Consider the following 22,764-nt stretch of genomic DNA (forward strand, 5'->3'; position numbering starts at 1 on the left):
AATTTAAATACGAAAAGGGAAAAAAAGTAAATAAAACAATTTACAAACCGGCAGTCGGTTTGTAAGATAAGTTTATTACATTTAAAAGGTGAAAAAGGGGAGGCATACACGTGAATGTAAATTATAAAAAGAAATTGATCCAATCGATTGTATTAAGTATTGTAATAAATGGAGTGATACCAGTTATCGTTTATAACTTACTATTAGACTACTACACAAGTTTTGTTGCGTTATTAATTGCTACTTTAATTCCATTGGCGGATAATCTTTTCCATCTTGTGAAATATAGAAAAGCAGATGCGTTTGGTTTATTTATGCTAACTGGCTTTGTATTAAGCTTGCTGGCGTTCGTTCTTGGTGGAAATGAAAGGCTTATCCTGTTAAGAGAATCAATGGTTACAGGATTGCTAGGCCTGATATTTATCGCATCCTTGTTCTTTGCAAAGCCATTAATTTATCATTTTGCCATCAGGTTTAGTGCAAGTGAAGCCACGGAAAAGAAGGGGCAATTCGAAAAAAACTGGGAGCATCCATATTTTCGGTTAGTCCTTAGAATCATGACAGCAATTTGGGGAATCGCATTATTAGGTGAGGCGATTGCCAAAATCAATCTCGTCTACGAACTATCGGTCTCGGCATTTTTAGCGGTGTCACAACTGATTTTTTGGGGGGTGATTAGTGCAACGATTTTATTTACAATTGTGTATCGCAGGTATGCAAAAACACGTCTAGACCTATTAACTAATAATAAATAACTCATCATGAAATTAAGGAAGGTAGTATTATGGCTAATTCAACTATTTATGATAACCCGAGCTTTCAACACATCCTATCAATAACTGAAGAAATCATTATCGAAAAGGGCTGTAGAAATACGACACTAAAAGACATTATTGAAAGATCTGGACTATCTAAAGGGGCCATCTATCATTATGTTGACAGTAAGGATGAGTTGTTCGGGCTCATTCTAAAATCTAAAATTGAAGAAATGAATGAAAAATTTCAAATGACAATTACTCAATCCATGCAAGAAGAAAGTCCTAATCAAGGACGGTTTGGGGTTGTCAGTCAATTTTTTCACTCACGGCAAAATTCCAATGATATTGGAAACTTAATTTTTATATATTTGTTAAGCCAAGAAAATGAAAAGGTCAAAAATATCCTGACTGAACTTTTCCGCTACAGTAAAGATACTGGTACCCAATGGATTAAGATGGGGCAGGAAAATGGCGTGATCCCTCCTAATATTGATGCAGAAAGGATGTCAACACTAATGATGACCTTTTCATACGGTTTACGGGTCACGCAAAGTTTGAGCTCCTCAGAAGAAGACAAAGTAGATGCAAGTGATATTTTTAAAGTGATTATGAATTCATTAACATGAATCTTTTCTTGGGCCCCATTAGGTGGGGGTTTGTACGATAAAAACAAACCGACTGTCGGTACATTTCTTGAGTGAGGTGTTAATAATGGGTTACATTCAATTAGGATAGAGAGGGATCATCCGACTTCCATTCAGATCCGTACCATATAAATGTTTTGAAAAAATTTGGGGTAATGGAGGAAAATAAAATGAAGAATGAGACGAAAAGGAAACTTACAATTGGCGTTTTATATTTTACGATTGCTTTATTCGCCGTCTATATCTTTGTTATGTTTCTATTGAATGGTGTGGAATGGGCACCAATGGTTAAGGGAAAAATGGAAAACCCAGATTTTTCATTGACAACGTGGAAGTGGTTTTTCTATCCTCATATTTTATTTGGTACGATCTCTCTAGCGATTGGTCCTTTTCAATTGACTAAGATAAGCCAAAGGAAACCAAAGCTTCATAAAATATTAGGCAGAATTTATGCAGTAGCAATTTTTATTAATATACTTGTCGTACCATATATTTCTCTTTTTGCAACAGGAGGAAAGGGGTCAACCATTGCATTTCTAGTCCTAAATGCTTTTTGGCTGTGGACTACTTCTATGGGCGTAATCAAGGCAACCCAGCGGAAAATAAGTGCACATAAGGTCTGGATTCTTCGTAGTTATGCAATAACATGGGTGTTCGTTACTTTTCGGATAGTCGTCATCCCTTTTACCATATTTTTGGATAGTTCAGTAGCTTTTCCAATTGCAGTATACCTAGCCATTGTGATGAACCTATTATTTGTGGAATGGAAAAGGAAGAAAAATAAGAAATATACATCAGGACAAAAAATCCCTAGCTCCAATCCAGTTGTTTAACTTTTTTGTGAGTTGATCTCATCCATCGTAGAAAGCTGCCAAAAGCAGCTTTTTTAATGAAATGATATTTTGGAGGAATAATAGGGGGAAGATAAATATAAAACGCAAAAAGCGAGGAATTTTATGAAAAAGATTTTATTACTATTCTTATCTCTTCTCATTTTAGGTCTTCCCAAAAGCGTCTATGCTAAGCAAAAGATTCCTATATTAATTTATCATTCCATCGATCAATTTGACAGTATTGGATCCAAGGAGTTATATGTAACTCCAGAAAATTTTGAGAAACAAATGGCATATTTAAGAGATCATGGTTATACCTTATTAACTTTCGAGCGTTGGAAGGATATTAAAACTGTTCAAAAGCCAATCTTTATCACCTTTGATGATGGTTACAAAAATAATCTTAATGCCTATTCGATTTTTCAAAAACTCACAACAGAAAGTTTTCATCCAGCCGGTACCTTTTTTGTAATTTCTGATTTCGTAGGAAGGGCAAACCGCTTATCTAAAGCAGATCTAAAAATGTTAGCAGATTCAGGATTAATATCTATTCAGTCACATACAGCTACACATCCAGATTTAATCAAAGAGGAAAACTTAAAATATGAACTAAAAGAATCGAAAGAAAAAATCCAGCAAATAACAGGTAAAGCTGTTATTGCTCTAGCGTACCCCTATGGGATTACGAATGAACATGTGGTGGCGGAAGCGAAAAAGTATTATCGGTATGGACTGACTACAACGCCAGGCCCATTTTCAATGAAAGGCTTTAAGAACGAGCTTTACTATTTACCTCGAACGTATATAAAATATTCAACTACACTCGATGATTTCGAAAAAGCAGTGAAGATAGACTAATTTAAGAACTATTACTTTTAAGAGGTATTTGTTTTTTCCAAAAAAAATAGTTGTGCAAGGAAGTGTTAACAAAAATGTTACATAGGAAATAGCAGTTGCTGAAAGATTTATTTCATCATTCGGCAGCCTGCTTAATAACCTTCGAAATATCGATCCTGCTTTGAGTTTTTCAGCAAGTGAACTGATTTCTTTTTCAAAACAAGTTCTTAGAGCACCACTTTCCAGAAACATGTTATTTTATCAAGAAACTGGCTGATTTTGCACCAGAACTTCTTTCCGAAAGCTCCCATTGTTCTTTACGAAAACCATCTTTTAGTTAGAAACATAAAAAATGTGCAACCAATCGGTTTGCACAGTTTTTTTATTGATTTTATACGAGTTCTTTATCCCAGGAAATCTGCCACGTATTAAAAACCTAGAAAGTATTACTAGTGTGGATCCAATTACTCAGGTGATTGAGGAGAAAGACTCAAAAAAATAGCTATTGAAAAGACAATGTAAACTGGCCGAAACCTCAATGTAATCAAACCACGTTATAATAGTATAAACATAATCGAGACTGTATTAGGGCGGGTGTTTATATGGAAGAGACAATGGTAAAATCCTACTTGCAAAAATCATTAGATGAGTGGAAAGATGATATTTCACTAGTCTTAACTGAAATTGCAAATGAATATGATGAAGTAGCACAGGAATTAAAGGTGTACTCCTACAAATATGGCATAACAAAGCAAGTGATACAATCGACGGTAAATGAAGAAATTATTGATAAAATTCGCGACATGTACCATAAACCATTTGAAGAAAGCTATAACCAACTAAAAGAATACATAAAAGACCTAGAGGAAAAAAGACGTGTCTTTCAAATGTTTATCCAAAAAATTGAGGAAGTTACAAGGAAAGAATCAGCGAAAATTACTACTTATTAGTAAATACTAATACCAGAAGAGCAGCCCTTATAGGGGGCTGCTCTTTTTAGATTTCGTTAAAGAAACCGTGCTATAGATTCCTGCATATATTAATAACAGATTTATATTGTGAGGTGTGAAACAAATGATCACCGCTAATATTGGAAGTAAAACCTATCGGATTCCGGATAACCTTGAAGAATATTTTCAACCGTTTCGCTCACAAGTGATTGGGACGAACCAAGTGTTTGATTCCCCCTATGGGAAAAAGAAAATCATCTATGCGGACTGGACGGCAAGCGGACGACTTTACCGACCCATCGAACAGAAAATTTCTGAGGTATTCGGACCCTTTATGGCAAATACACATACAGAATCGAATATAACTAGTTTAATGATGACAGGGATATATAATCAATCCAGAAAAATTATTAAGGAACATGTTAACGCCGACGAGCATGATGCCCTAATCCTGGATGGATTTGGAATGACCTCTGTGATGAATAAGTTTCAGAGATTGTTAGGAATTAGAGTTCATGAACAGTGGAAAGGGCGGCTGCAGATTTCCGAAAATGAGCGACCAGTAATTTTTATTACACATATGGAACATCACTCAAACCAGACATCCTGGCTCGAGACACTGGGGGATGTGGTTGTATTAAGTCCAGACGAGGAAGGAGGCGTGGACAAAAATCAGCTTGTTCACCTGCTGCATCAATATAAGAATAGAAAAATGAAGATTGGTTCGTTTACAGCATGCTCCAATGTAACAGGGGTTCAAACCCCATACCATCAATTAGCAAAAATTATGCATCAACATGGTGGCATTTGTATAGTGGATTTTGCGGCTGCGGCTCCGTATGTGACCATTAATATGCATCCAAAGGACCCATTGGAAAAACTTGATGCCGTCTTTTTCTCTCCTCATAAGTTTTTAGGGGGACCGGGAACTAGTGGTGTTTTGGTCTTTGATACTAGGTTATATGCTAATCATGTTCCAGACCATCCCGGGGGCGGGACTGTGACCTGGACGAATCCATGGGGTGAGCACCAATATCATACCAGTATCGAGCTGCGTGAAGATGGTGGGACACCAGGAATATTACAAGCCATTCGGACCGCCCTATGTTTGAATTTGAAGAATCAAATGGGTGTGGACAATATATTAACAAGAGAGAAGGAACAGTTAAGTATTTTATTACCTAGATTAGTAGAGATTCCCGGCCTTCATTTATTAGATGGTCATAAAAAAGTTCGTCTGGGTATTGTTTCTTTTTATATTGAGAAAATCCATTACAATCTAATCGTGCGCCTTCTCAATGACCGGTTTGGGATTCAAGTAAGAGGTGGCTGCTCATGTGCAGGGACCTACGGACATTATCTCCTTCACATTGATAAACCTTCCTCTAAGCATATTTCTGAACAGATTAATCAGGGAGATCTGTCGGAGAAACCAGGGTGGGTTCGTTTCTCATTACATCCGATTATGACTAACGAAGAAATCCTATTGTTTGTAAATGCCATAAGAGATATCACCTTAAACATAAATGAATGGAGAAACGATTATCGATATGATAAGGCAAGTAATGATTACTTTTTTGTGAACCACGTAAGAGAGGATATGGCCCCACTATTTCGGTTTGAATAATGCTGATCCAGCTAGAAAGGAAGGATATCAGTACCTATTCTAAATAAGGCAACCACAAACTTGTATGGTCATATGCTATCAGAAGAAAGGTGGGATCGTATGATTCATATAGTTAAGCCTGGCGAAACGCTGGGGATTATCTCTGCTAATTATCGCGTAAGTCTCCGTAGACTTCACGCAGCAAATCCTGGGGTCGGGCAATTACATGTAGGCCAAAAAATCCAAATTCCAGGTCTGCCAGAACCCACTACTATACCCTTTTCCATTCAAATCTCTGTCGGAAAACGAAGACTTACATTATATAACAATGGAAGGCTAGTAAAAATTTTTCCAATCGCGGTAGGGAAGATGTTGACGAATACTCCAACAGGTGATTTTGTGATTGTAAATCGGCAGTATAATCCAGGGGGACCATTTGGAGTGTTGTGGCTTTCACTTTCCAAACAAGGTTACGGGATTCACGGCACAAACGACCCAAGTTCGATTGGAAAAGCCGTTTCCCATGGCTGTGTGAGAATGTATAATCGGGATGTTTTGCAGCTGGCGGATATGGTACCAAATGGGACTAGAGTGATTATTCGTCCTTAGGGGAAAAAAAGGCCGGTTTTCGAATCAGCCTTTTTCTAATGAAGCCAAGGGAAATATAAAAATCTATCTTGATGTGACATTCATGAAGACAGAAATCAGAGGGAAAGTATAGAATTTGTCCTCATGAAGTGTTCATGAAGACAGAAATCAGTGGGAAAATGTAAAACCTGTCCTCATAAAGCAAAAAACTTAATTTTCTTATCAGCCATCTAAATTTTATAAAAAAGTAACTAGTTTATATTTCTCCATAGGAAGACCGCTCGAAGTGTCGATATGAAAAAAATCCCACCTTCTAAAGTAAGAAGGTGGAACTCATTTAATTACTTATATATTACGATTGAGCCAACAGATTTGTCTTTGGATTGTCCGTTAACTCGAACTTTAAGTCCATAGTGCGGGATATCCCGACCAGCATCAGGTAAGAAGGTATTTAAAAACGAATTGCTGTCATTGAATAACGATACAGCAGTTTGACTTGGAGCAGTTAATGTCTGTACACCTGGATAATTTAGGTTTAATCCTGAAGTAGAATTTAAGCCGAAAGCTGCATCCGCAATTTGATAACGAGTGCTTGCTTCAGGAGTAGATCCATCAGCAGCTAAAAGCCATCTCAGATCCTTTGATAGATGGGCATCTACTACACCTAGGAAACCATTTCCTGGGTGTACACCAGTCCAGTTTTCTGTATAGCTGTCATCCACATACCAAACAACTAAACCGCCATCATAGCTCATTAATGTGTTACCACGTTTAATATTGGCAAGGCCTGAATCAACACCTTGATGGTTACGCCATTCGAGAAGGTAGTAATGGTCTGTGAGTTTATTTCCATCCATTTTCGAGAATCCATTTAATGTAAATGGAGAGGTCGGGCTTTCAGCACCATCTTCTACTACTGTTACTCCATCAGCAACAACCTTTAAATTATCTGCGAAGAAACCAATATTTGATGTACCCCAGTCAGTTGCATAGCGAAGGCGAAGTTTAATCTTTTGACCTTTGTACTCTGATAGATCAAAAGATTGTGCCTGCCACCCATTAGAATTACCTGAGAAACCAGGCATTGAATTCAAGATAGTAGGGTAACCTTCAGCTACAACATCCGAACGAGTATTAGAATTCCCTAGTGAGTTCCAAGTAGCACCATCGTCAGTAGAAACCTGAACAAAAGCAAAATCCCACTGCTCTTCAATATCATACCAGGCATCAAATGTTAATGTAGCAGAATTTTTCCCAGTTAAATCTACATCAGTTACCATATTTGTATCCATTTCATCTTTTTGCCCGCCCCAGAATTCAAAGCTTCCAGAAGCAGGTGTGTTAACAGGGGTTTTCTTTTTCGATAAGTTTACTCGAATTGCCTGATTATTTTTCCCAAGTGGTGAATTTGCTTGGTCGAGTAAGAACTGTGTTCCTTTTGTGGAGACTTCTTCCCAGTTTACAGATGTAGGGGCAGTCCATTTTCCACCCAATGTAGATTGGAAGTATTGCTTTGCCCAAGGAGAGAAGCCTGTTGGTTCTGAACCTGGGATTTTTCCTGCCCATGATCCAGCTGACATAATGGACCAATATCCAATCGGTTCGTCAGCACCGGAATAGATTGTATCATATTCATCTGGAAGCCCTAAATCATGACCATATTCGTGTGCGAATACGCCGGTAGCTCCGTCTTCAGGCATCATTGTGTAATCGTAGAATCCTGGTTTTCCAATTGGATGCTGGATTGATTCATCATAACCGTCTAAATCAACAAACTTTGCAGAACGATGTGACCAGATTGCTTTATCTCCTAGTGAACCACCACCAGCTTCTTGGCCCATACCAGCATGAATAATCTGAAGATGGTCAACTAATCCATCTGGCTCCCAGAAATCACCATCACTATCAAAATCATGTGGATCCTCTAGGTCATAATCTTCCAAGGGGATTCCTGCAGCTAGTGCAGCTTTATAAGTATCGACAACCAATTGTTTTGATCCACCTGGGGTTACATTGTCATGTCCAGTAGCACTATCAGCTCCATAAAATGCTGCAGTTCTAGGAACTTTTAGCCAACCATACGCTTGTCCATTTATCGTATATGTTCCACCAGATTGTTGTTCATAATATTGCTTTTGGGATACAAATGTTTCACCCTTAGGCCCTTTAACTCCGTTTTTACCAAAAATCATATCTTCATAGTGTTGTAGAGTATAGTCAGAATAATAGTTATCAGTCTCATCCTTCCTTATATTATTATGTGCAATGTCCGAGTACTCTACAGTTAATGTTAGTAATTTGCCCTGTCTTTGAATTCCAGGTGAAGTCCCTTCTTTAACTGGATCAGGATTGCCTTTCAACTGTCCATTTTTGTTACCATTTCCTTTTAAAAGACCTTTATTGAAGTCTTTAAATTTCCTTTGTTTTTCTGCATCACCAGCTTTTACTTTTGCAGCTAAAGGGTCAGATGTCTTTACTTTATCCTCTTTACCCTTCAATTCTATGTACTTATGTAATGCTCTTTGCTTTTCAGCAGTAGATGCTCCCTTTGAGATAACACCACGTTTAATAAGGGCATCTAGTAATTTATCTTCATTTACTACCGATAGGTCTAGTGAACCATAAGAATGCGAATTAGTGGTTGGACTTTTTGCTAGAACTCCACCCGATGTACTAGCATAGTTGCCCGGAAAACCGGCAAACAATGTACCAGCCATTATTGCGGTGGATAGACCTGTTTTTAATAGTTTCTTCATAAAACTCCCCCTAATTTTTTTGGCTTGCTAGTAAATAATATTTCGAAAATTGAAATAAAACAATAGGATTATTTCCTTAATTTTCTGTTAATTCAGATAAGTTTTAGTCCTTTTGAATTATTTTCGACAGCGATTTTAATTTTTTTGAAAAAGGTTATATCATATATGAAAATAGCCGATTGGACTAATCTATTAATTTACAATGGGTCTATTCTATAAAAAAATAAGGCGTGAATTCGATGTGAATTCACGCCTGAAATGACTTAATGTGTTTGATTTATCTTAATTACTCAGCTTTAGCTGCTTGAATTTGTAAGTTGATTTTTACTTTGTCAGCAACAAGGACGCCGCCAGTTTCAAGTGCCGCATTCCAAACTAGGCCATACTCAGAACGATTGATCGTACCTTCTGCACTAAATCCAACCTTTTCATTTCCCCATGGATCTTTTCCTTGACCTTCGAAAGTAACTGCAAATGTTTCAGGTTTTGATACACCACGTAGTGTTAAATCACCAGTAACATTGTATTCGCCGTCATCTGTTTTTTCAATTTTAGTAGAGCGGAAAGTCATTGTTGGGTGATTAGCTGCATCAAAGAAATCTGCAGAAACCAAGTGTCCATCACGGTCTTGATTTCGAGTGTCTACACTTGCAGTATCAACTGAAAATTCAATGCTTGCAGTTGTTAAATCGGTTGGATCTGCATCAATCGTTGCGTCAAACTTGTTGAAAGTACCTTTCACGTTTGCGATCATCATGTGACGAACAGAAAAATCTACACTGCTGTGTGATGCATCAAGAGCCCATTTAGTTTTTTTCATTTTATTTCTCCTCCAGTATGTTTGTTTAATTTGTTTATCTTGAAATCAAAATAACTTAATTCAAGATAAATTATATGTTGTGAGCAAACATATTGTCAATTAGATTTTATAAATTTTTTTTAAATTTTTTCCAATACTATCTATATAAGTATTTAGGATTGGACGAATTAAATAATTCAATGAGAATATATTTAAGTTTGCGGATTACAGGCAGAAGGATAGGAAGAAAATTGAGGATTACATAAACTTAGATAGGACAAAAAAAAAACGCCCCTGAAGGCGTTTGTTAATGGCATTGAAAAATCTCCTTGAAAATGTAGGAGGAGCATGATAAGATGATATTTGGCATAAATAATTATTGATGTAATTACTTGAAAACTACCTATTATAACATTAACACGATTTTATTCGATTGTCAACAAATGACCAAAACATTTATCTGGGGAGTGGTTTGATGAGCGATTTACAGAGCACAGGCTTGAAAATGGAACAAAGAAGAGTGACCACGGTTGTAAATGAAATCGAAAAAAAGATAAATAAATTAAAGCTAAATGCTGGAAAGGTAAGTTCTGATGTTCTCGAGATACGTAAAGAATTTTGGGAAGATGTAACCGTCAATATGGATGAACCTGATGATATGATAGAAACAGCAGCGAGTATCAAACAACAGGCCGAACTGCTCTCAGAACGTGAGCGGACCCATAGACATTTGGATAAACATCTCAATACACTATCAAGGTTAAAGTATTCCCCATACTTTGGACGGATTGATTTTTTAGAAAACGGGGAAGAAGCAGAGGACCGGGTATACCTAGGAATTGCATCGTTAATGGATGAACAGGATGAAAATTTTTTGATTTATGACTGGCGTGCCCCTATATCTAGCCTTTATTATGACTATTCACCTGGTCCTGCCAGATATAGTACCCCTGAAGGAACGATTGAAGGGGAAATGAACTTAAAACGTCAATTTATTATTAGGGCTTCAGAAATTAAAGGGATGTTTGATACAGGGGTAACCATCGGAGATGAAATGCTTCAGGAGGTTCTTGGAAACAACGCGAGTACGCAAATGAAAAGCATTGTTGCTACTATTCAACGAGAGCAAAATGAAATTATTCGCAATGAGCGGGCGAAAATTATGATCGTCCAAGGTGTAGCAGGAAGTGGAAAAACTTCTGCTGCCCTGCAACGGGTTGCTTACTTGCTCTACCGTTATCGAGGGACATTGAATTCAGAAAATATTATGCTTTTTTCACCTAACCCTTTGTTTAATAGCTATGTAGCAACGGTTTTACCAGAGTTAGGTGAAGAAAATATGCAGCAATCCACCTTTCAGGAATATTTACATTCTCGATTAGGTAAAGAATTTAATGTGGAAGACGCCTTTACGCAAATGGAATATTTGTTAAGTGAAAATGATGATGAAAAGGAATATAAACTTAGAGTTGAAGGAATTCGTTTTAAAGCAAGTCTTGAATATAAAAATATCATTGATCGATATGCGCATGGATTAACGAAAAGGGGTCTAATTTTTAGGGATTTAATATTTAGAGGAGATGTATTGATTTCTAAAAAGGAGATCCATGATTATTTTTATTCACTAGAAGAAAGCATTAGCATACCCAACCGTTTGCAGCTTGTAAAGGAATGGCTTTTAAGAGATTTAAAGCGGAAGGTTAGACAAGAGCGTTCGAGAAGCTGGGTGGAGGAAGAAGTCCAATTTCTCGATAAAGAAGCCTTTATGGAGGCCTTCAAAAAACTTCAGGAAAAAAATCAATTTTCGGAAAATACATTTGATGATTTTGAGCAGGAGCAAAAACTCCTTGCTGAAATGGTCGTAAAAGAAAAATTCAGGCCAATATTTGCGAGAGTAAAAAGTTTGCGGTTTATTGATTCTCCAAAAATTTATCACCAACTTTTTAAGCAAGCTGAAAATATGGGTGAACGCTTACCTGTTGATTGGGACCAAAATTGCAGGAAGACAGTGAAGAAATTAAAGGATATGAAAATTCCTTATGAAGATGCCACACCATATGTTTATCTCCAGGATTTAATTGAAGGTCGTAAGTCCAAATCTACTATTCGTCATATTTTTATTGATGAAGCACAGGATTACTCACCCTTCCAGTTTGCTTTTATACAAAAGCTATTTCCTTTTAGCAAAATGACTTTACTCGGTGATTTTAATCAAGCGATATTTTCTGGTGCCACTGGTGCAGAAACGGTTTTATCTGACCTAAATATCTCGGGAGAGACAATAGAATCGTTTGTCCTTACAAAAACCTATCGATCGACAAAAGAGATTGTTAACTTTACCAGTGCGTTGATTGAGGGTGGAGAAAATATTGAACCCTTTAACCGCACGGGCAGGAAGCCGTTAGTTACTGAAATAGAACCCGATGAAATTACGCGAACAATAATCAAAACAATTAAAGATTTTCAAAATGATGGCCATCGAACCATTGCTGTAATCTGCAGGACAGCCGATGAGAGCAAAAGGGCCTTTGAAGCGCTCAAGAACGAGGTATCGCTCCATCTAATTGAAAAAGGAACGATTTCGTATGAGAAAGGAATTCTCGTTATTCCCTCCTATCTTGCGAAAGGAATTGAATTTGATGCCGTTATTTTGTACGATTGTTCTCAATATAAAAAAGAAAGTGAACGCAAATTATTTTATACCGTCTGCACAAGGGCCATGCATGAACTTCACATGATCGCAACATCTGGGATTAGTCCGCTAATGGAGGTTGCTCCTAAAGATACCTACACACTTGTAAAACCAAGTAAATGCTAATGAAAAAGAAGCTGTATGTCTCGATGACCTGAGCACACAGCTTCTTTAAGTTTAGGCTATGTTAAAAGTACTATGCATTTGCGCCAAATTCATAACCTAACTAGAAAAAATTAAAAAACAGCCGAATCCATTTCCGCTGTTTTTTGCTATATTATTTTTTCCATTGTTTTTGAACTTGTTCTAATGCAAGTTGGAATATTTCATCATCGGATGTTTCCCGATTAGCAATGACATTCGTTAAATAGCTTTTTCCTTCGAAGGTTACTGTTACTTCTACTTGTACCATAATTGAATCTCCTTTTCTATGTTTAAATTATTAGTAAAAAGTGTAGTCATAAATTACAAAACGATTCAGTGTATTAAGTAATTTAAATAATTATGACGATATTTTTTCGACAAATGTTACTAAAACTTTCAGTTTTGATATAATTGTTTTATAAAAACAATAGGGAGGTAAACAAATTCAATGCATTTTGAAGAGGTAACAAAAGCAACATTGTTTATTGCACTCGAAATGATAAACTCGAATCCAGAATATAATATTTTTGAAAATGGCAAAGAGGCAAGAACACTTGCTGACATGGAAGAAGAATTCTTAAATCCTAATACTAACAGTGCATTTATAAAGCTTGATGACACCTATATTGGAATAATTGACTACTTATTAGAAAATCCGAAGGACCATTACCCCTGGCTTGGTCTTTTACTGCTTCATAGTGATTATCAAGGTTATGGTTTCGGTGCACAAGCTTTTGCAGCATACGAACATGAGATGCTTAAACGAGGAATGAAGTGTGTTAGAATTGGTGTCTTAAAAGAAAATAAAAAGGCTCAACGCTTTTGGGAATCATTAGGATTTATCTATTATAGTACTGCAACAACACAAAATGGAACTGGTATTTTTTGTTATGAAAAACAAATTGGATAATTATCCAAAATGGATACCTTAAATTTCTTGATACATAAATTGCTCAGCAAATTGCTGAACTTGATCTTTATCGATTTTATTCTTTTTCAGGAACGATTCAGCGATGACCAGATTGGCTTGAATAGATATATTTCTTTTTAAATCACGAATTGATACATCTCCATTCAATAATTGGATAGCTTTTTCTCTAATGTCTTGATTCGTAGATGACTTGTATAAAAGGTAGGCAATACATGTGATCTTGTCCACATCAAACACTCCTCTTAAATCAAGTATAAACATTTTTTTACTATTTCGACGATAAGCAACGTTTTTCCTGCTATTATTCTGAAAATTTTAAAAAACTTAAGGGATATTGTACGGATAAGAGATTTATGGATTTATTCGTTCTATTAATCTGAAAATTCAAATAAATTAGTAAAAAAGAATCTTCGCGGGGGCGGTAAAGAATGTTTGATTACGATGTAGAAACACGAGCAGGATTTGAGGTGATTTCATCTATTTCAAAAGAAGGTTATTCTATTTATGATGTTAATTATGAAAGCCTTTTCAATAGGAGGATACCTGCCTTTCTTTTTATTCCTAACAAGGGAGGACCATTTCCTGCTGTCATTTTTATGCACCCTAGTCAAGGAAATAGAAAAACATTTTTTCATGAAGCAAAATTGCTTGCAACAAAAGGTTATATATCCCTCCTAATTGAAGCACCGCTTTTCGGTAGGAATAGTCAACCGGACGATCTTGATAGGAAAAAATTCACAAAAAAAATTGAAGCCTTAGCGGATATTCAAGAATACATTCATACTATAATGGATATTAGGATGGGAGTTACACTACTTAGTAAGCTTACGATTGTGGATGAAGCCCGGATTGCTTTTGTTGGTCACGGTTTTGGAGCGGCTTGTGGCGGGGTAATTTCAGGAATTGATTCGCTCATTAAAACGTTTGTCTTAATATCAGGGTATGGGGAGGCTTCAGAGTGGCAACTGACTAGTGAACATCCAATCGCAGCCATCATTCGCAGCTTTTTACCGCCTGAAAGATTTGAATATTTTATTTCAAGTCTTAGAAAATTAGATGCCATCCACTATGTAAAAAATGCTGCGCCGGCATCATTACTCTTCCAATTCGCCAAAAATGACGAATTTATCGAACATGGCCATGCTGCCACTTTTTATTCTGCTGCAAGTTCTCCCAAAAAAATCATCTGGTATGATACCGATCATCTATTTACCAATTGCAAAGCAGCCTTACTTGACCGCCAAGAATGGCTCTCTGCCCATTTTTGTACTCAAAATGACACGTTTTCAAAAGAATCTACAAAAAACTAAAATAAATCTCTTTCATACCGGAAATTTGTTGAAAATTGCTTATTTGATATGGTATTTTATATAATATTGAAGGGATAAAAGAAATACGATGATCGTACGGTGAATTTTACCTTTCGTCCCAAAAGGGATGGAAGGTTTTTTACTTTTTTACATAAGATTTAGGAGGAAAACCAATGAAACAGGCCTTAATCAAGGATTTGTACAGAAATACCGAAAGCTATATTGAACAAAAAGTCCAGTTATCTGGATGGATTCGCACGATTCGCGACTCTAAAACTTTTGGGTTCATTGAATTAAATGATGGCAGCTTTTTTAAAGGGGTGCAGATTGTATTTGATGAGCAATTAGAGAACTTTAAGGATATTGCAAAGTTACCAATTAGTTCATCCATTAGGATTGAAGGAGACTTTATTTATACTCCTCAAGCGAAGCAGCCCTTTGAAATTAAAGCAACTAATATCGTGATAGAAGGTTCGTCAAATGTAGATTATCCCTTACAAAAGAAAAAGCATTCGTTTGAATATTTAAGAACAATTTCCCATTTGAGACCAAGAACCAATACGTTTTCAGCTGTTTTTCGTGTGAGATCACTTGCTTCCTATGCATTGCATAAATTCTTCCAAGATAAAGGTTTTGTCTATGTTCACTCACCAATTATTACCGGCAGTGATACAGAAGGTGCAGGAGAAATGTTCCGAGTGACAACACTAGATATGGACAATCCTCCAAAAAATGAAGAAGGCAAAACAGATTTAACCAAGGATTTCTTTAACAAGGAAACTAATTTGACTGTTAGCGGACAGCTTTCGGCTGAGGCGTTTGCCTTAGCTTTCCGGAATGTCTATACCTTCGGCCCAACGTTTAGAGCAGAGAACTCTAACACTGCTCGACATGCAGCGGAATTTTGGATGGTAGAACCTGAACTTGCCTTTGCTGAGCTTCCAGATATCATGGACTTGGCTGAAGAAATGGTGAAATTTGTGATTGGCTATGTACTTGAACAAGCCCCTGAAGAAATGAATTTCTTTAACAGCTTTATCGAAAAGGGGTTATTGGATCGTCTAAATAATGCCTACACAGCAGACTTTGGCCGTGTGACATATACCGAAGCCATTGATATATTAAGGGAGTCCGGAGAAACTTTTGCCTATCCAGTAGAGTGGGGGCTTGACCTGCAAACCGAGCATGAACGTTATTTAAGTGAAACAGTATTCAAACGCCCAGTATTTGTAACAGACTATCCAAAAGAAATTAAAGCCTTCTATATGAGATTAAATGAAGACAACAAAACAGTAGCGGCAACTGATTTACTTGTCCCAGGAATTGGTGAATTGATTGGCGGCAGCCAGCGTGAAGAACGCGAAGAAATTTTGGCTGGGAAAATTAATGATCTTGGTATGAATGAAGAAGATTACTGGTGGTACCTTGAATTAAGAAAATATGGGGGTACGAAACATTCTGGTTATGGTATTGGTTTTGAGCGTTTAATTATGTACTTAACTGGAATGACTAATATTAGAGATGTCATTCCATTCCCGAGAACAACTGGAAATGCCGAGTTTTAAAACAATTTAAAAAGGAGAATGCTGATTCACAGAATCGGCCTTCTCCTTTTTATTTATTAAAGAACCTTTAATTCCTCTTCAAAAAAGAATGTTTCTGGATGTTCCTTAACGATATAAGAATATCTTTTCATGTTTTTAACATATTGTGATTTTAAAATTGTGACGACTTCGCCAGTTTCTTTAATGTTAACTGACTGTCCGTTTTTGTACAGATTGTTTGAGCTTTTCATGTTTCACACTCCTTTACCTATTCCTAATTAAGTATAACATAAGCCAAGATGGAAAGGGGGAAACCCTTCTTCCTTTCAATTACGAACTTAATGTGTTATGCTTTTAAAAAAGTGAGGTGTCATTTTGACAAATTATAAAGCAAAAAAAAGTAACCTCAAAGATTTATTATCAAAAAACGGCATGGACCTGGAAAGTTTGGAACGGAATACAAGTATTCCTCAAACTCAGCTTAACGACTACTTGTCCAAAAAAGTGATGAACTTAAATACTGCGATGACAATTTCAAGAGAATTAAATTGCTCTATTGAAGACTTATACATTTGGTCATCTGAGGAAAAGGAAGCGTAATACTTAAAAACAGGCTCTTCAATTGAGTCTGTTTTTTTTATTGGATTAAGAAAATAGCACGCGAAAATTTTCGCGTGCTATTTTCTAAACAAACTAATTTCTTAAATCACACTTTTCTAAAGGTATAACCTTAGTTTTCTTTGTGAATTTATATCCTAGCCATACAATAAGGAATAATGGCAGTCCGATATATGAAACAAAAACACCGTTCCAATCGATTTGGTCACCCGTGAATGCTGAATAATTTTGTCCTAAGACAACAAACCCACAAACGGCAAACGCGAAGAGCGGACCAAAAGGGAAGAATTTTGATTTATATGGTAACAAGCTAAGGTCCTTACCTTGGGCGACAAATGCTTTACGGAATCGATAATGACATATTGCAATACCGAGCCATGCGATAAAGCCGGACATACCAGAAGCGTTTAACAACCATACATAAACCGTTCCATCCCCAAAGAAGGAAGCAAGAAATGCGAGTGTCCCCACTAAGGTTGTTGCAATTAAGGCATTGACTGGAACACCTTTTTTGTTTAATTTACCAAGGAATTTCGGTGCTTTGCCTTGACGGGCCAAATCCCAAAGCATCCGAGTGGATGCATACATTCCTGAATTTCCTGCCGATAATACAGCTGTAAGAATAACAGCATTCATGATTGAAGCGGCGAAAGCGATGCCTGCCTTTTGAAAAACCAGCGTAAATGGACTAACAGTTATATCCCCATTTGCTAAATTCCCGTTTGTATATGGAATAAGCAGTCCGATTACTAGTATAGCCAATACATAGAATAATAAAATGCGCCAGAAAACTTGTTTCACTGCACGAGGAATAGCTTTCTTTGGATCCTCCGTTTCACCAGCAGCAACACCTAAAAGCTCTGTTCCTTGGAAGGAGAAGCCTGCAGCCATAAAGATTCCCAGCATGGACATAAAGCCGCCGTGGAATGGAGCATCACCAACAGTGAAGTTTTTGAAGCCGATTGCTTCATTACCCATGATGCCGAAGATCATTAAAGTACCAGTAACGATAAAAATAATAACTGTAACAACTTTAATTAAGGAAAACCAATATTCTGCTTCTCCGAATCCTTTAACAGAAAGATAGTTTAATAGAAACATGATTACTAAAAAGATGCCGCTCCAAATGAATGAAGGCGTATGTGGAAACCAGAATTTCATAATCATTGTTACAGCAGCTAATTCGGCAGCAATCGTAATTGCCCAGTTATACCAATAGTTCCAGCCTAGGGCAAAACCAAGGGAAGGATCGACAAATTTGGTTGCATACGTACTAAAGCTTCCGGCAACTGGCATATAGGCACCCATTTCTGCTAAGCCCTGCATCAAAAAGTAAACCATAATACCAATAACAAGGTAGGAAAGGATTGCCCCGCCGGGTCCCGCACTATGGATAGCGCCGCCGCTAGCTAGAAAAAGTCCAGTGCCAATCGTCCCGCCAAGGGAAATCATTGTGAGGTGACGGGATTTTAAACTTCGTTTTAATTCCGTTGGATCCTGTTGTATTGTTAAGTCACTAGTATATTCACTCTCTTTTAATACTCTTGCTGTTTGCATTGTCTTGACTCCTCTTTTTCTAATTTTTTCGAGAAGGAGTTTGGAATAAAAAAATGCCATCGAAGAAGTATCGATGGCATTGTAAATACCCCGCATCATACCTTCCGAAAGATAGCTCAACACGCTTAGCTGGTAGGTTTAAGCGTGACAGTTCTGTTCCTATTTGGAGACAGCCCCAGCATGCTTTTTCAGAGATGAAAGCACACTTCGGCAGCTTTTCCTTTCAAACGGAGTCAGGGATGTCTCTCTCATCTCGTCCGCTTTACTGATAAAAACCGCGACCTCTACCTCATCGGTTTTGATGAGGATTTATCATATATAGTTAATATATTACTAAAGTATAAATATTATTTTATAATTGTCAATAATATATTATTCCAGAAATGAGAAGTCTTTATTCAATCAATTAGAATAGACAGATAATTGAGTTTTTTTTAATAAATTATTTAATTTACTTTAAAAGAGAGAATCGGTATTATTTTTAAATAGAATTAATTGCCTGTTTTTCATAGGAGGATTTTTACCATGCAGATTGTTGGAATGATTTCGGGATCTCTAATTGTTGTGGTTGCTTTTAACCTTTTTTTAATCCCTCATGAAGTATTAAGCAGTGGATTGAGCGGAATTTCTATGATTTTAGGGATGATCTCGCCTGTTAATACAGGGGTGGCAAATTTCCTGCTGAATTTTCCGTTATTGATTATTGGTTATAAAATGTTAGGGAAAAGATTTATCGTGAATTCCATCTTTGCTGTAATAATTATTTCAATCGGCCTTTATTTAATTCCCGTTCATGCCATTGCCGATGATAGGATTCTCTCTTCTATTTTCGGAGGTGCTTTAACCGGGTTAGGTGTCGGAATAGTTTTTCGCTGTTCTGGATCGACCGGGGGATTTGATATTATTGGCATGATTGTCGCGAGAAAAAGGGATTTTCCGATTGGTGTTTTACTTTCAGGTATGAATGCAGTCGTCATCTTGATCAGTGGATTTTTATTTGATTGGGATTCTGCTCTTTATACCTTGGTTTCCATTTTTGTTACAGGTAAAGTGGTAGATGCAATTTATACAGATCATGCTAAATTAACTTTAATGATCATTACAGAAAAGGGCGAAGAAATGAGAGATCATTTACTGACAAATTTGTATCGAGGCTTGACGATTATGGATGGGGTTGGCGGCTACTCTAATCACCAACGGAACGTAATGATAACGGTAATTTCTAGATACGAACTTAATGAAGTTAAAAACTTAATTTCAGAAGTTGATCCATCAGCATTTGTCAATATTACCGAAACAATTGAAGTCATGGGGCTGTTTCATCGGCCAAGTCCATAAAAAAAGGTTTGCATCTATCAAATAGATGCAAGCCTTTTTTAGTTAAGGCTTTGTTAAACTGCCTGTTGATTTCCGTTCTAGGTGCGTGCGGTTCGCGGGCGGTCCGGGGAACCTCCCGCAGGAGTCTTCGCGCCTGGAACGAAGGTCAACAGGGTGCCAATATCAACAATAAGCTTTAACATAACCTTATTTAAAATAGAGACAGTGAATCACAGAGATTTCCCTCGTTTTTTTACCCATTTCATTAGCACATGAATAACCTCATCTAGTTCTTTACCAGTTGGAGTCAATTCATATTCCACTTTTTTTGGAGAGGTAGTAATGACGTTTTTGACAATCAATCCCTCATTTTCTAAATCACGTAAGCGTTCGGTTAAGAGACGATCAGATATTCCTGGAATAGATGATATTATTTCATGGTACCGCTTCGGTCCTTCCATAAGCGTATAAATAACAGAACCCATCCAACGTTTGCCAATAAATTCGATTGCCTTATGAAAGTTAATACATATATGTTTAATTTCCTCTGCAGAATGAGTCATACAATCTTGGTGGTTAGGTTCACTCATATAAAATCCCTCTTTTTTACTTTTCTAACTGTATAATACCATATTTGAATTACTTGACGATAGGTACTTACTAATAGTAAGATGAATTAGAACTTACTTTTATTAAGCTAAAAATTCACAGGGGGAAATCTCTCATGCAAACCACATTAATAAAAAGTTTATCTGAAGTGATAAAAGAACGTCACTCTGTCAGAAAATATGATTCAACATACAATATTTCTCAAGAAGAAATTAAAGATATGCTAAAAGAAGCGACACAAGCACCATCCTCTAGTAATCTTCAACCATGGCGTTTTATTGTTATTCAAGATCAAGAGGCGAAAAAGGAACTAAGATCAATCGCCAACAATCAAGAGCAAGTAGAAACAGCGTCTGCCGTTATTGCAGTATTAGGCGATAAGGAAATGTATAAAAGTGTGGAAAAAGTCTATCGAAGTGCATACGAGGCTGGTTTGATGGACGAAGCTAATATGAATCGATTAATAGAAGGTACAAATAAAACATACCCACTTGCTCCAGAAGAAGTCTTGAAAAATATTGCCTCATTTGATGCTGGTTTAGTATCGATGCAGTTGATGTTAATTGCAAAAGACAGAGGGTATGACACCGTTCCAATGGGTGGATTTGATAAAGATAAATTCGTGAAAATGTTCAATGTCTCCGATCGACTTTTCCCAATTGTGTTGATTTCACTAGGGAAGGCGGCAGCACCTGCTTTCAATACAACACGTTTACCATTGGAGGATGTATTAATAGATTATAGATAAAAAAGTAGGCGCATGATAATTTTTCATGCGCCTACTTAATTTATTAGTTATTAATATACTTTTCAAACACATAGCCAAAATCTTTTACTATATATTGTTTTTTGCTATCTTCTAACCACTGAAAGGCTGCTTGATTAAGCATTTTGAATTGAACAACCAAGTTGCTGTCTGCACTTGTCACACGACCGAGAGTAGTGGAAGCGACATCAAGGCTTTGTTTAGCAAACTGAAGCGAAATTTCATTTTCATGTGAGATTTCTGAAATTTTGATTAAGGCTTTATATAAATCCTTAACTTCTTCAATATGTTTCTTATGAACGTCGATGGAGAAAGGAACTGAGCCGATTTTAAATTTTATTTCTACATCAAGGTCAACGGTTCCGGCCGTTTCGAGTTTTACCTCTGAAATTCTATTCGTTGCATAACTATAGCGGTGGAGCATTCGCTTTTTGCTGGTTGCACTTGTCCCATCTAAATGGATAAGGGCGTTGTTTGTAAAACAGTATTCATCAGACTTTGATTTGATAAGAAAATAAATTTTTTCATTGTCTTCATGCATGACATAATCATCTGCGTCCACCTTATCGTAATTTTCCGGCTTAATGACAGAACCCACATCACTTAATCCCAAAATATCCGCGGCTACTTTTCCAAACATTGGTATCAACCTCACTTTTTTAAAATCATTCCATCCATTTTTACGAAGGGGGGACAATAAAGTTTCATCCTTATCCCAAAAACTTTATGCTTTAAAAAATGGTAGTATGCACCTGATTACTAAAAACAAATTAACAACAAGTAATGAAAAGAACATGGCAGGTTACAATCATCTCAGGTTCCTTGCTGGCCCCACTTTTTTACGAAATGGTTATGACTGATAAAGGACCAATCCAGAAAAAACGGAGAATTCCTTTTAAAGGTTTAGGGATGTCATTAATCATCCTTCTAGGAATTATTCTGATGCAATTGGAACAGGCAAATCACATATCGATTGCTGCAATAGCCTTAGGCGTCCTTCCGGTACTAATCGCTTCATTTGCCTATCCGCTTGGAAACAGAAAAATGATGGATATTTGCGGAGGGCGTCTTGATGTCTTTCAACGGGTATTAGGGATGCCAATATGAGTCTGCCATTGTGGGTTGTTTTATCTGTCTATGGTTTATTTACTGTTGGTCCACCAAGTAAAGGGGGAATAGTCCAATCAGGCCTTGTTGCGGTAACCTCAGGAGTGATTGCAACCATTCTATTTTTTAAAGCAACGGATCTTGTTAGAGGAAATATGCAAAAGCTTGCTGCTGTGGAGGCCACGCAATCAATAGAGGTTTTATTTGCAGTAATAGGAGAATTGTTAATTTTGAATACTGTTTTCCCGAATGAATTATCCTGGTTTGGTATGGTATTGGTAATGGTCGGAATGATCCTGCACAGCTTTTTTTCGCATAAAAGTAACCCGAAAAATCATCGCAGTGAAAGTCCTGAAAAAACTGTGCCTAGAAATGTTTGATCCTTATCAATTTAGATT

At 36.8% G+C, this 22,764-nt stretch carries 22 protein-coding genes, 1 pseudogene and 1 riboswitch; of the genes and pseudogenes, 15 read left to right on the plus strand and 8 right to left on the minus strand.

The genetic code is table 11. The features are described 5' to 3' along the window. Positions 1 to 110: 110 nt before the first annotated feature. From J7E77_RS02830 to J7E77_RS02860, 7 genes are all read left to right on the plus strand, one after another. Positions 111 to 755 (plus strand): VC0807 family protein, encoded by a 645-nt coding sequence (locus tag J7E77_RS02830; RefSeq protein WP_214712185.1) that lies wholly within the window; start codon positions 111 to 113, stop codon positions 753 to 755. A gap of 29 nt (positions 756 to 784) precedes the next feature. Then, entirely contained in the window at positions 785 to 1,384 is a 600-nt protein-coding gene (locus J7E77_RS02835) for a TetR/AcrR family transcriptional regulator (RefSeq protein WP_214712186.1), read from the plus strand. A gap of 188 nt (positions 1,385 to 1,572) precedes the next feature. Next, positions 1,573 to 2,235, plus strand: a complete 663-nt coding sequence (locus tag J7E77_RS02840; RefSeq protein ID WP_214712187.1) for a DUF2306 domain-containing protein — start codon at positions 1,573 to 1,575, stop codon at positions 2,233 to 2,235. 123 nt (positions 2,236 to 2,358) lie between these two features. Next, positions 2,359 to 3,093 carry a polysaccharide deacetylase family protein gene (locus J7E77_RS02845; protein ID WP_214712195.1) on the plus strand — a complete coding sequence of 245 codons (735 nt, stop codon included), beginning with the start codon at positions 2,359 to 2,361 and terminating at the stop codon, positions 3,091 to 3,093. 581 nt (positions 3,094 to 3,674) lie between these two features. Continuing rightward, positions 3,675 to 4,022, plus strand: coding sequence for a hypothetical protein (locus tag J7E77_RS02850; protein ID WP_088088565.1), 348 nt, complete (start codon positions 3,675 to 3,677; stop codon positions 4,020 to 4,022). 124 nt (positions 4,023 to 4,146) lie between these two features. After that, positions 4,147 to 5,649 (plus strand): aminotransferase class V-fold PLP-dependent enzyme, encoded by a 1,503-nt coding sequence (locus tag J7E77_RS02855; protein ID WP_214712197.1) that lies wholly within the window; start codon positions 4,147 to 4,149, stop codon positions 5,647 to 5,649. Between the two features lie 99 nt (positions 5,650 to 5,748). Then, positions 5,749 to 6,237: a L,D-transpeptidase family protein gene (locus J7E77_RS02860; RefSeq protein WP_214712198.1), complete on the plus strand. Its 489-nt coding sequence runs from the start codon at positions 5,749 to 5,751 to the stop codon at positions 6,235 to 6,237. Between the two features lie 320 nt (positions 6,238 to 6,557). Here J7E77_RS02860 and J7E77_RS02865 read toward each other — a convergent pair whose 3' ends face one another. Both J7E77_RS02865 and J7E77_RS02870 read right to left on the minus strand, forming a co-directional pair. Further along, the gene (locus tag J7E77_RS02865) at positions 6,558 to 8,972 is read right to left on the minus strand and encodes an immune inhibitor A domain-containing protein (protein ID WP_214712199.1); all 2,415 of its coding nucleotides are present in this window, start codon (positions 8,970 to 8,972) and stop codon (positions 6,558 to 6,560) included. Positions 8,973 to 9,258: 286 nt separating this feature from the next. Continuing rightward, complete coding sequence (locus tag J7E77_RS02870) at positions 9,259 to 9,792, minus strand: YceI family protein (RefSeq protein WP_214712200.1); 534 nt, start codon at positions 9,790 to 9,792, stop codon at positions 9,259 to 9,261. Between the two features lie 454 nt (positions 9,793 to 10,246). Here J7E77_RS02870 and helD point away from each other — a divergent pair, with 454 nt between their 5' ends. After that, positions 10,247 to 12,589 (plus strand): RNA polymerase recycling motor HelD, encoded by a 2,343-nt coding sequence (gene helD, locus J7E77_RS02875; RefSeq protein WP_214712205.1) that lies wholly within the window; start codon positions 10,247 to 10,249, stop codon positions 12,587 to 12,589. A 151-nt stretch (positions 12,590 to 12,740) separates the two neighbouring features. Here the strand turns inward: helD and J7E77_RS02880 are convergent, their stop codons facing one another. Beyond that, entirely contained in the window at positions 12,741 to 12,875 is a 135-nt protein-coding gene (locus tag J7E77_RS02880; RefSeq protein WP_168244706.1) for a BA3454 family stress response protein, read from the minus strand. A 180-nt stretch (positions 12,876 to 13,055) separates the two neighbouring features. On the opposite strand from J7E77_RS02880, the gene J7E77_RS02885 reads away from it, so the two are divergent. Continuing rightward, entirely contained in the window at positions 13,056 to 13,517 is a 462-nt protein-coding gene (locus J7E77_RS02885) for a GNAT family N-acetyltransferase (RefSeq protein WP_214712207.1), read from the plus strand. A gap of 18 nt (positions 13,518 to 13,535) precedes the next feature. Here the strand turns inward: J7E77_RS02885 and J7E77_RS02890 are convergent, their stop codons facing one another. Next, the gene (locus J7E77_RS02890) at positions 13,536 to 13,766 is read right to left on the minus strand and encodes a hypothetical protein (RefSeq protein ID WP_214712209.1); all 231 of its coding nucleotides are present in this window, start codon (positions 13,764 to 13,766) and stop codon (positions 13,536 to 13,538) included. Between the two features lie 200 nt (positions 13,767 to 13,966). Here J7E77_RS02890 and J7E77_RS02895 point away from each other — a divergent pair, with 200 nt between their 5' ends. Together J7E77_RS02895 and asnS are read left to right on the plus strand one after the other, a co-directional pair. Then, the gene (locus tag J7E77_RS02895; RefSeq protein WP_214712211.1) at positions 13,967 to 14,848 is read left to right on the plus strand and encodes an alpha/beta hydrolase; all 882 of its coding nucleotides are present in this window, start codon (positions 13,967 to 13,969) and stop codon (positions 14,846 to 14,848) included. 173 nt (positions 14,849 to 15,021) lie between these two features. Further along, the gene (gene asnS, locus J7E77_RS02900; protein ID WP_214712214.1) at positions 15,022 to 16,413 is read left to right on the plus strand and encodes an asparagine--tRNA ligase; all 1,392 of its coding nucleotides are present in this window, start codon (positions 15,022 to 15,024) and stop codon (positions 16,411 to 16,413) included. A gap of 56 nt (positions 16,414 to 16,469) precedes the next feature. Here the strand turns inward: asnS and J7E77_RS02905 are convergent, their stop codons facing one another. Next, a complete protein-coding gene (locus J7E77_RS02905) occupies positions 16,470 to 16,643 on the minus strand; it encodes a hypothetical protein (protein ID WP_168244701.1) in 174 nt (57 codons plus the stop codon). A 124-nt stretch (positions 16,644 to 16,767) separates the two neighbouring features. On the opposite strand from J7E77_RS02905, the gene J7E77_RS02910 reads away from it, so the two are divergent. Next, a complete protein-coding gene (locus J7E77_RS02910; RefSeq protein WP_214712215.1) occupies positions 16,768 to 16,992 on the plus strand; it encodes a helix-turn-helix domain-containing protein in 225 nt (74 codons plus the stop codon). A gap of 93 nt (positions 16,993 to 17,085) precedes the next feature. On the opposite strand, the gene J7E77_RS02915 is transcribed toward J7E77_RS02910, so the two are convergent. Further along, the gene (locus J7E77_RS02915; protein WP_251026907.1) at positions 17,086 to 18,567 is read right to left on the minus strand and encodes an amino acid permease; all 1,482 of its coding nucleotides are present in this window, start codon (positions 18,565 to 18,567) and stop codon (positions 17,086 to 17,088) included. Between the two features lie 104 nt (positions 18,568 to 18,671). Further along, positions 18,672 to 18,862: riboswitch (Lysine riboswitch) on the minus strand. Between the two features lie 230 nt (positions 18,863 to 19,092). On the opposite strand from J7E77_RS02915, the gene J7E77_RS02925 reads away from it, so the two are divergent. Then, complete coding sequence (locus J7E77_RS02925; RefSeq protein WP_214712219.1) at positions 19,093 to 19,905, plus strand: YitT family protein; 813 nt, start codon at positions 19,093 to 19,095, stop codon at positions 19,903 to 19,905. Between the two features lie 209 nt (positions 19,906 to 20,114). Here J7E77_RS02925 and J7E77_RS02930 read toward each other — a convergent pair whose 3' ends face one another. Further along, positions 20,115 to 20,474 carry a winged helix-turn-helix transcriptional regulator gene (locus tag J7E77_RS02930; protein WP_251026908.1) on the minus strand — a complete coding sequence of 120 codons (360 nt, stop codon included), beginning with the start codon at positions 20,472 to 20,474 and terminating at the stop codon, positions 20,115 to 20,117. Between the two features lie 134 nt (positions 20,475 to 20,608). Between J7E77_RS02930 and J7E77_RS02935 the strand changes: the two genes are divergently transcribed. Next, a complete protein-coding gene (locus J7E77_RS02935; RefSeq protein WP_214712220.1) occupies positions 20,609 to 21,241 on the plus strand; it encodes a nitroreductase family protein in 633 nt (210 codons plus the stop codon). 43 nt (positions 21,242 to 21,284) lie between these two features. Here the strand turns inward: J7E77_RS02935 and J7E77_RS02940 are convergent, their stop codons facing one another. Beyond that, complete coding sequence (locus tag J7E77_RS02940; protein ID WP_088090510.1) at positions 21,285 to 21,899, minus strand: PH domain-containing protein; 615 nt, start codon at positions 21,897 to 21,899, stop codon at positions 21,285 to 21,287. 140 nt (positions 21,900 to 22,039) lie between these two features. Between J7E77_RS02940 and J7E77_RS02945 the strand changes: the two are divergent. Continuing rightward, positions 22,040 to 22,746 (plus strand): annotated as a pseudogene (locus J7E77_RS02945) (DMT family transporter); the annotation flags it as partial. Between the last annotated feature and the right edge of the window lie 18 nt (positions 22,747 to 22,764).

The organism is Bacillus sp. ISL-77 (assembly GCF_018613105.1).